This window comes from Stenotrophomonas sp. B1-1 (assembly GCF_010894375.1).
In the GTDB taxonomy this organism is placed as follows: domain Bacteria; phylum Pseudomonadota; class Gammaproteobacteria; order Xanthomonadales; family Xanthomonadaceae; genus Stenotrophomonas.
The window spans coordinates 1-6,726 of the sequence record NZ_JAAIUZ010000039.1; the positions used below are offsets into that span (position 1 = coordinate 1).

The 6,726-nt window shown below is 64.4% G+C and carries 11 protein-coding genes; 1 reads left to right on the forward strand and 10 read right to left on the reverse strand.

Annotated elements, in window-relative coordinates; translation table 11 throughout:
- Positions 1–91: 91 nt before the first annotated feature.
- Genes G4G00_RS21315 through G4G00_RS21330 form a run of 4 tightly spaced genes read right to left on the reverse strand, consistent with a single transcriptional unit; the run spans position 92 to position 1,105 of the window.
- Positions 92–274, reverse strand: coding sequence for a hypothetical protein (locus G4G00_RS21315; RefSeq protein WP_164276462.1), 183 nt, complete (start codon positions 272–274; stop codon positions 92–94).
- Positions 274–549 carry a hypothetical protein gene (locus tag G4G00_RS21320; RefSeq protein WP_164276464.1) on the reverse strand — a complete coding sequence of 92 codons (276 nt, stop codon included), beginning with the start codon at positions 547–549 and terminating at the stop codon, positions 274–276. Before G4G00_RS21320 ends, G4G00_RS21315 begins: the two co-directional genes overlap by 1 nt.
- Positions 550–572: 23 nt before the next feature.
- Positions 573–887, reverse strand: coding sequence for an ogr/Delta-like zinc finger family protein (locus G4G00_RS21325; protein ID WP_240336205.1), 315 nt, complete (start codon positions 885–887; stop codon positions 573–575).
- A 5-nt stretch (positions 888–892) separates the two neighbouring features.
- Positions 893–1,105, reverse strand: a complete 213-nt coding sequence (locus G4G00_RS21330; protein WP_164276470.1) for a DNA-binding protein — start codon at positions 1,103–1,105, stop codon at positions 893–895.
- Between the two features lie 80 nt (positions 1,106–1,185).
- On the opposite strand from G4G00_RS21330, the gene G4G00_RS21335 reads away from it, so the two are divergent.
- Positions 1,186–1,650 carry a helix-turn-helix transcriptional regulator gene (locus tag G4G00_RS21335; protein WP_164276473.1) on the forward strand — a complete coding sequence of 155 codons (465 nt, stop codon included), beginning with the start codon at positions 1,186–1,188 and terminating at the stop codon, positions 1,648–1,650.
- 133 nt (positions 1,651–1,783) lie between these two features.
- Here G4G00_RS21335 and G4G00_RS21340 read toward each other — a convergent pair whose 3' ends face one another.
- From G4G00_RS21340 to G4G00_RS22120, 6 genes are all read right to left on the reverse strand, one after another.
- Complete coding sequence (locus tag G4G00_RS21340; RefSeq protein ID WP_164276477.1) at positions 1,784–2,803, reverse strand: phage late control D family protein; 1,020 nt, start codon at positions 2,801–2,803, stop codon at positions 1,784–1,786.
- The gene (locus G4G00_RS21345; protein WP_164276480.1) at positions 2,800–3,198 is read right to left on the reverse strand and encodes a phage tail protein; all 399 of its coding nucleotides are present in this window, start codon (positions 3,196–3,198) and stop codon (positions 2,800–2,802) included. Before G4G00_RS21345 ends, G4G00_RS21340 begins: the two co-directional genes overlap by 4 nt.
- A 10-nt stretch (positions 3,199–3,208) precedes the next feature.
- Positions 3,209–6,073: a phage tail tape measure protein gene (locus G4G00_RS21350; RefSeq protein WP_164276483.1), complete on the reverse strand. Its 2,865-nt coding sequence runs from the start codon at positions 6,071–6,073 to the stop codon at positions 3,209–3,211.
- A gap of 67 nt (positions 6,074–6,140) precedes the next feature.
- On the reverse strand, positions 6,141–6,257 hold the full coding sequence (locus tag G4G00_RS21355) for a GpE family phage tail protein (RefSeq protein ID WP_164276485.1): 117 nt from the start codon (positions 6,255–6,257) through the stop codon (positions 6,141–6,143).
- 8 nt (positions 6,258–6,265) lie between these two features.
- Complete coding sequence (locus tag G4G00_RS21360; protein ID WP_164276487.1) at positions 6,266–6,601, reverse strand: phage tail assembly protein; 336 nt, start codon at positions 6,599–6,601, stop codon at positions 6,266–6,268.
- A 23-nt stretch (positions 6,602–6,624) separates the two neighbouring features.
- Positions 6,625–6,726: phage major tail tube protein (locus G4G00_RS22120; RefSeq protein ID WP_205515590.1), on the reverse strand; the 102-nt coding region annotated here is incomplete at its 5' end.

Consider the following 6,726-nt stretch of genomic DNA (forward strand, 5'->3'; position numbering starts at 1 on the left):
CCGCGCAGGAAGCTGCCGCGACGCTTGAGGCTGTAGTCGCGTTCCAGGCATGCCAGCACCTGCTCGAGGATGTGGATCTCCATCGGCGATCTCAGCGCTTGAACGTAGAGGGCAGGCGGACAATGCGGCCGCCGGCGGCCTGGAAGGCCTTGATCTGCCGGCGCAGGGCGTCGGCCTCAGCAGCCTTCTGCGACGGACTGACCGGCACAAAGTCGGCCGGGGCCTTGACCAGGGGCTGGTGCTGGACGGTGGTCCAGCCGTGCTTGCTGCTCATCAGCCGGCCTCCGTATAGACCACGCCACAATCGACCAGGGCCACGCCGCGATCGGTCAGCTCCAGCGCCAGCGCGTCGGACGGGCTGCAGCGCAACAGCCGCAGGTGCATCAGCCTGGCCACCGGCTCGGCGGTGAAGGTGGGCGACAGGCCCTTATCCGAAGGCCGGCGGCCGATGTAGCCGGCTCCGGTATGCACCAGGCCCTGATGGCGGGCGGCGGATTTCAGGCAAAGCTGCGCCGTTGGCGGCAGGGCCGCCAATTCAAGAATAGGCATTGGGTAACCTCAGTTAGCTGGGTTTAGAGGCTGGGACTATCGAAGATGTCCAGCTGGGCATCGTTTTGCTGCTGACGCAGGGCGCGCTCGGCAAGGGCGCGCTCATACGCCGGAGTCGGGGGCAGGTCACAGGCCGGGGCATTGGGAATGCCGCTGGGGCTGACCAGGCCGGTGATCTCGGTGTGGCCGGAGTAGCTGGCCGAACACAACGGGTTTTGGCACACGTACACGTCGTTACGCAGATGGGGATGTAGCAAGTAGCTGGTGCGCTTGACCAGCACCGAATGGCAAGCGCCGCAGTGGAAGACACCTTTGCGTTGAATGACGGGTGCGTGCATGGTCATCAGTCCTGGAGGGTGCCGATCTTCATGCCCAGCAGAACGGCGGCACGGTGGGCTTCGCCACGCAGGCCCTTCTTCTGGCCATGCATGACTTGGTAAACCGTCGCATACGGCAGGTTGTGCGTCTTGGCGAACGAGGCGATGGACTGACCTGTACGCAGGAACTCCGCCCGCACTTGCTCGGGGCTCTTGACGGCTATGTCTCCGCTTTTCATCGCAAAAGGTTAAAAATAGTGGAGGTTGGGAAAACATTAGTACGACAGATCGTATCTGTCAATGATCAGGATACGTTTGTATGGATTTTTTTGACGATGAAGTGTTCGACGCTGGAGTTCGCCTGCGAGCCGAGCGCAAGCGCTTGGGTCTCACCCAAGAACAAATGGCAGACGCCGTAGGCATCAAAAAGCAGTCCCAGTTGCGCTACGAATCTGGGAAGAGCTCGCCTACGCTGGAGTATCTCTTTCGGTTGCAGCGGCTAGGCGCAAATATTGCCTACATCTTGACCGGGGCCGCCGGTGGCTTGGACTCTCGAGAGGAGGAGGTGCTTCTCAAGTTCCGCCACGCTAGTGACGATACGCAACGGGCAGTTCTGGGGGTTCTTGCTAGCGTCGTCTCGCGCGAAGATGCGCCGGATAGAGAGACTCAGCGGATCCGCGTGGGAGGGGACAACAATGGCCACGTTGTAATTGGCAGCAACAATAAGTTGGGCGGGTCCGTCCACATTGGCAGCCGCCGCAAGCGCAGCAAAGCCCCGAAGTGAACATTGGGGTGCTCCAAATCGTGCTGGCTGGAAGAGCCAACAGGCAGCGGCAATCCAGGACGGTGCGCCATGCACCCAAGTCCATTCAGTTGCAGCTGAAACTACCGTCGCGACTTTGACGGTCGCAATCGATCTAATTCGAATTGTCACCAGCAGGCGCGCCACCGCGCTCAAGCTCGAGCGCGGTGGTAAATCCGCCGCTTCCATCAAGGGTGTGGGTGGTCTTGGCCACCAGCCAATCGGTGCCATCGATCTCGGGTTTGAAGCCGCGCACCGTCACGGTTTGCTCGGGATAGATGTCTGCCCGGCCCAGCCCCAGGCGATAGCTCAATTGAGCGGTGCCGCGCTCTAAGCGCTTGAATTCCGCCTCGGCCTGCTGCCGCGCTTCCTCTGCGTTGGCGTAGGTGGCCTGCAGCTTCTTCTCGTTATCGGCCGTTCCTACCAGCACGCTATTGCGACGTGCATTGCGGCGATCGCTCCAGTAGGCGCGCACACCGGTGTAGCTGTCCCGATCGGCGACGGTGTAACGATGCTGGTCACCGGAGGCGCGGGTGATGAGCACGCCCGGCAGCGGCGTCCCACTGGCGGTGACGCCGGCACCGATGGGCGCAAAGATCAGCGTGCCGGCCTTGACCGTGGCCACCGCATCAAAGCGCTTGGCCAAGCGGGTGAGCAGGTTGATATCGCTCTCGTTGGCTTGATCCAGGTGTGGGATGGCCACACCGGCAAGGCTGTCTGCAATGGATGGGCGCAACGCATGCTCAGCGGCGATCGCGCTGAGGATCTCGCCCAAGGTGGTGTCGTGCCAACTGCGCTCGCGGCGGCTGCGCACGGCGCCAGTGAGATCGGCCGAGCGCGCTCGAATATTGACGATATCCGGTGCACCGCTGTGCTCGACGTCATCGACCTTGAAAGTGCCTTTGTCGAATAGCCCACTGTCGCGCCAGCCGATGGCCACCTGCAGCGTCACGCCACGTCGAGGCAGCGCCAGGCGTCCGTCGTGATCATGCACGCGCAGGGTGACTTCGTCAGCCTGATCGCCTCGGCTCTCGGTCAGCGACAGATCCAGCAGGCGCGGTGCCAAACGGTCCGTCAGGTCCTGCCCGTCGAGCAGGACCTGCCAGGCCGGAATGGGGTAGGGCGCGGTCCTCATGCCACTTCCTCCACGATGCCATCGTCATCGCGCTCCAACTGCAGCTGAAACTCGATCAGGCGTGGTGTACCGTCGGGGAAGAACTCCTTGCGGGTTTCGCTCAGGCTGACGATCACATAAGCGCCGTACACCCGGCCGGTGCCTTCAACCAGGGCCTGCGGTGTGCCCTGGTCGGCCAGCTCGCGCAGTCCATCGAGCACGTGTAGATCCTCGACCAGCTCGGCACTAATGGTGCCTTGCAGACTGATGGAATCATCGCCCAAGCCCACGTACTGCCGGGCAGGTCGGGCGTGCAGGCGTTCGCTGCTGGCATGGCGCCAGGTGAGCTGGCGTTGAAACTGCTCATAGGCGGCGGTGGACAGGGCAAACACGAAGGTGCCGTAGCTCATCATCATGGGGCAGGTCTCAATCGGTCAGGCGCGAGGCACGGCGGCTGGTCTTCTCGCGCTCGATCTTCTCGATCTCGGCGCGCACTGCGGCCGCAATGCCCTGGCTATCGGTCCCAGGGGGCACGGTGATCTGGATGGTGTAGCTGGGACCGCCGGAGGTGCCCGTAGCGGCCTGCGCCGCCGCCGGGGCTATCACCGGGCCGCCGCCGGCCAGCACCGGCGCTGTGGCCGCGCCCAGGGCGATGCCGGCACCGGCCTGCTTGAGCCGGGTGCCCAGCGTGGCCACCTGCTGTAGCGGCTCGCTCTGGCTGCGGTCTAGCCCGCCGGCCAAGCCCTGCATGGTGAAGTCGCCGAACTGGGCGAACACGCGCGAGGGGCTGTGGATGCCGAGCATGCCCTTGAACTTGTCCATCACACCCGAGGCGATGCCGGCGACGGCATCCATCGCTGCGCTGCCTTTGGACACGATGCCGTTGACCAGGCCCTGCACCATGTCGATGCCGGCCTGCATCATCTTGGCCGGCCAGCCCAGCAGGATCTGGTTAGCGCCGTCCCACATCGCGGTGAGGCCAGCGCGGATCTTCTCGCCGTTGCCGGTGAACAGGCCCACGATCAGCGACCAGGCACCTTGCAGGTACGTCCACGCCCCGCCGACGGCGTTTTGGATCACCGGCAGGATCGTGGTGAACGCGCTGACCAGCCAGCCGATGGCCTTGACCGCCATCTGCAGGTTGACCGTCAGCACCGTGCCCAGGATCTGACCAAAGCCACGGCCGGCATCGCTGGCGCCCTGCAGCTGCTCGCTGGTGGCTTGGAACGGGGCAAAGAGCTTCTTCACCCAGTCCCATGCCTTGCCCATCGCGGTAGACACGAGGTCCCACACCGGGCCGAGCGGTTCCAGCGCGGTGGCCAGCTCATCCATGATCGGTCCCACCACATCGACGATGCCTTGCCAGGTCCCGATCATGAAGGCCTTGATCGGCTCCCAGTACTTCCACACCAGGGCGGCGACCACGCCGATAGCCGCGCCGATGGCCAGCACCGGCAGGCTGATGCCACCGAGCAGCGGCAACAGCATGCGGCCCACGTTGAGCAGCATCGGGAAGGCGCGCCCACCCAGCGACAGCACCTGGCCCACCAGTTTGCCCACGCCGCCACCGCCACTGAGCAGCGTCACGGCCTTGTGCACTTGGGTCAGGGCCATCGCGCCCATGCCGCCGGCCATCAGCAGACCGCCCAGGGCGGTGGCCAGTACGCTGCCGATCACCGCGACTTTCGCAATGGTCTTGGTGAGCTCGGGGTTAGCGCGTACCCACTCGATGATTCTGCCGATCACTTCGCCGGTCTTGGTGGCCAGGGCCTTGAAATCCGGCAGCAACGTTTCGCCAATACCTTGTGCAAGCACCTGGAAGCTGTTGCGCAGCAACTGCACCGCATTCTCAGAAGTGGCCACGCGCGCGGCGTACTCGTTACTCATGGACCCGGCGTACTGCTGAGCATCGGCCACCTTGTCGAAGTTGCCTTTGAGCAGCTCCAGGTTGGTCAGCAGCGGGGCGATTGCACCGATGGATTCGCGACCAAACAGCTGGGTCATGGTGGCCGCCTGCTGGGCCTTGGGCAGCTGCTTGAGCTTTTCCAGGACCTGCAAGATCGCCCCACCGGCGTCGGCCTGCATGGCCGTGGCCATATCGCTGGCTTTCAGGCCCAGCTGTTCAAAGGCAGCGACCTGGCGCTTGGTGGCGCCCTCACCGGAAGACAGGGTGAGCAGCATGTTCTTGATGCCGGTGGCCGAGACTTCCGACTCAATGCCCATGCCAGCCACGGTGGCGCCCAGTGCGGCCAGCGGGCCGCTACCCAAGCCGGCCACCTCGCCCAGTGCACCGATGCGGTTGACCACAGCGCTAATCTTCTGGACGTTGGCAGGGCCGGTATTGCCCAGGAAGTTGATCTTGTCGGCCAGCTCGACCACATCGTCCTGACCCATACGGAAGGCCGTGCGCCAAGTGGCCATGGTCTGGCCGGCTTCTTCGGCAGTGTTATCAAAGGCCACGCCCATCTTGGCCGCGTCCTCGGCAAAGCGCACCAGCTCCTGTCGAGGAATGGAGGCTTGGCCGGCGGCGGCCACAATCTTGGCAATATCAGCTGGAACCATCGGCAAGGATCGGGACAGATCCTCGATATCGCGGCCCATCTGCTTGAAGGCTTCAGGCGTCTCAAAGTCGACGACCTTCTTTACATCAGCCATGGCCGATTCGAAGGTCATGGCTTGTGCGACCGGGAAGGCCTGCGCGCGCAGTGCAGTGGCGGCGGCCAGGGCGATGCCGGTGCCGCTGGCCGCCGCAGTCATCCCTGCGCTGTGAATCTTGCGGCTACGGGCCATGGCCGCATCCAGGGCGGCCAGACGGCCGCGCTGTTGCTCCATCTGGGCGGTGGTGGCAGCGATGTCGGTGCGCAGCGCACGCTCATGGCTGCCCAGCTGCTGGGTGCTGATGCCGGTGCGGTCCAGCCCCGTGCGCAGGCGTTGCAGTTCCACCGCGCTCTGCTGGTGCTGAGCTTTCAACGAGGCGGCAGAGCGTTTGGCCTCATTCAGGGCCCTGCTCATGGCGCGGGTGGGGGCGTTGGATCGGCCGATTTCGCCCGCAAGTTGCCGTACCTTGGCAGTGGCTTCCTGGTGGGCGGCCTGCAGCGAGCGAGTGGCCTGCTGCGCCTGACGGAAGGCGTTGACATCGCGCTGAGCGGCATTGAGCCGGCGCAGGGTGGCGTTCTGCTCCTGCAGCGCACCGGACAGCCCTTTGCTGCCGGCCATGATCTTGCGGAAGGGGGCGCTGGCCTGGTCCAGGGCCTGCAGGATGACCTGCAGGCGCAAGTTGCCGCCGCTCATGCCGGCACCGACGCGCCGGCGAACCGGCGATGGCCGTGGCGATCAACGCCGCCCAAGGGAAAGAACATCACGACTGTGCTCCACTTCGAACTCGGGCGCGCTCGCGCCAGTGCACCAGCTCATCCAGGGTCATGGCCGATAGCTCGGTCAGGGTGAACCCGAAGATCACCGCGATATCGGCCATGTACTCCTCTACGCAAACAGGGAGGCCTTCTGCGCCTTGGACAAGAAAAAACGCGACACGACGGTGGCCACCGCGACCAGGTCGACCGGATCGAGGTTGTTCACATCGTTTGCGGTCAAGGTCGGGGTGCTGATGCGCGGCAGCAGCAGGGCCAGGGAGGCCACATCCATCTGCATCAGCTCCTGCAGCTTGATGCCGCGCAGCTCGCCGGCGCTGGGCCGGCGCAGGTGGAAGGAGGTGAGGGTCTGTTCACCGCGCGTGAGCGGGGATTCGAGCACCACGGTGTCAGAGGGCTGGCCCTCCACGGCGGTGGCGTTGGCAGTGTAGGCAGTTGAATCGTTCATGGAGTTCTCCAGGCAGGGAAGGGTTAGGCGCCGATGGCGCGACGCTGGGCGGCGAGCATGTCCACGCCGTTGACGATGAACACCATGCCGACCATGTCGATTTCGATCTCGGTGCGGCCGTTGAT

Bases quoted from the DNA above. Each gene is read 5' to 3' on its own strand.
- G4G00_RS21315 (WP_164276462.1), bottom strand. From the start codon at position 274: ATGAGCAGCAAGCACGGCTGGACCACCGTCCAGCACCAGCCCCTGGTC.
- G4G00_RS21335 (WP_164276473.1), top strand. From the start codon at position 1,186: ATGGATTTTTTTGACGATGAAGTGTTCGACGCTGGAGTTCGCCTGCGA.
- G4G00_RS21345 (WP_164276480.1), bottom strand. From the start codon at position 3,198: ATGATGATGAGCTACGGCACCTTCGTGTTTGCCCTGTCCACCGCCGCC.
- G4G00_RS21350 (WP_164276483.1), bottom strand. From the start codon at position 6,073: ATGAGCGGCGGCAACTTGCGCCTGCAGGTCATCCTGCAGGCCCTGGAC.
- G4G00_RS21360 (WP_164276487.1), bottom strand. From the start codon at position 6,601: ATGAACGATTCAACTGCCTACACTGCCAACGCCACCGCCGTGGAGGGC.
- G4G00_RS21340 (WP_164276477.1), bottom strand. From the start codon at position 2,803: ATGAGGACCGCGCCCTACCCCATTCCGGCCTGGCAGGTCCTGCTCGAC.
- G4G00_RS21355 (WP_164276485.1), bottom strand. From the start codon at position 6,257: ATGGCCGATATCGCGGTGATCTTCGGGTTCACCCTGACCGAGCTATCG.
- G4G00_RS21320 (WP_164276464.1), bottom strand. From the start codon at position 549: ATGCCTATTCTTGAATTGGCGGCCCTGCCGCCAACGGCGCAGCTTTGC.
- G4G00_RS21325 (WP_240336205.1), bottom strand. From the start codon at position 887: ATGCACGCACCCGTCATTCAACGCAAAGGTGTCTTCCACTGCGGCGCT.
- G4G00_RS21330 (WP_164276470.1), bottom strand. From the start codon at position 1,105: ATGAAAAGCGGAGACATAGCCGTCAAGAGCCCCGAGCAAGTGCGGGCG.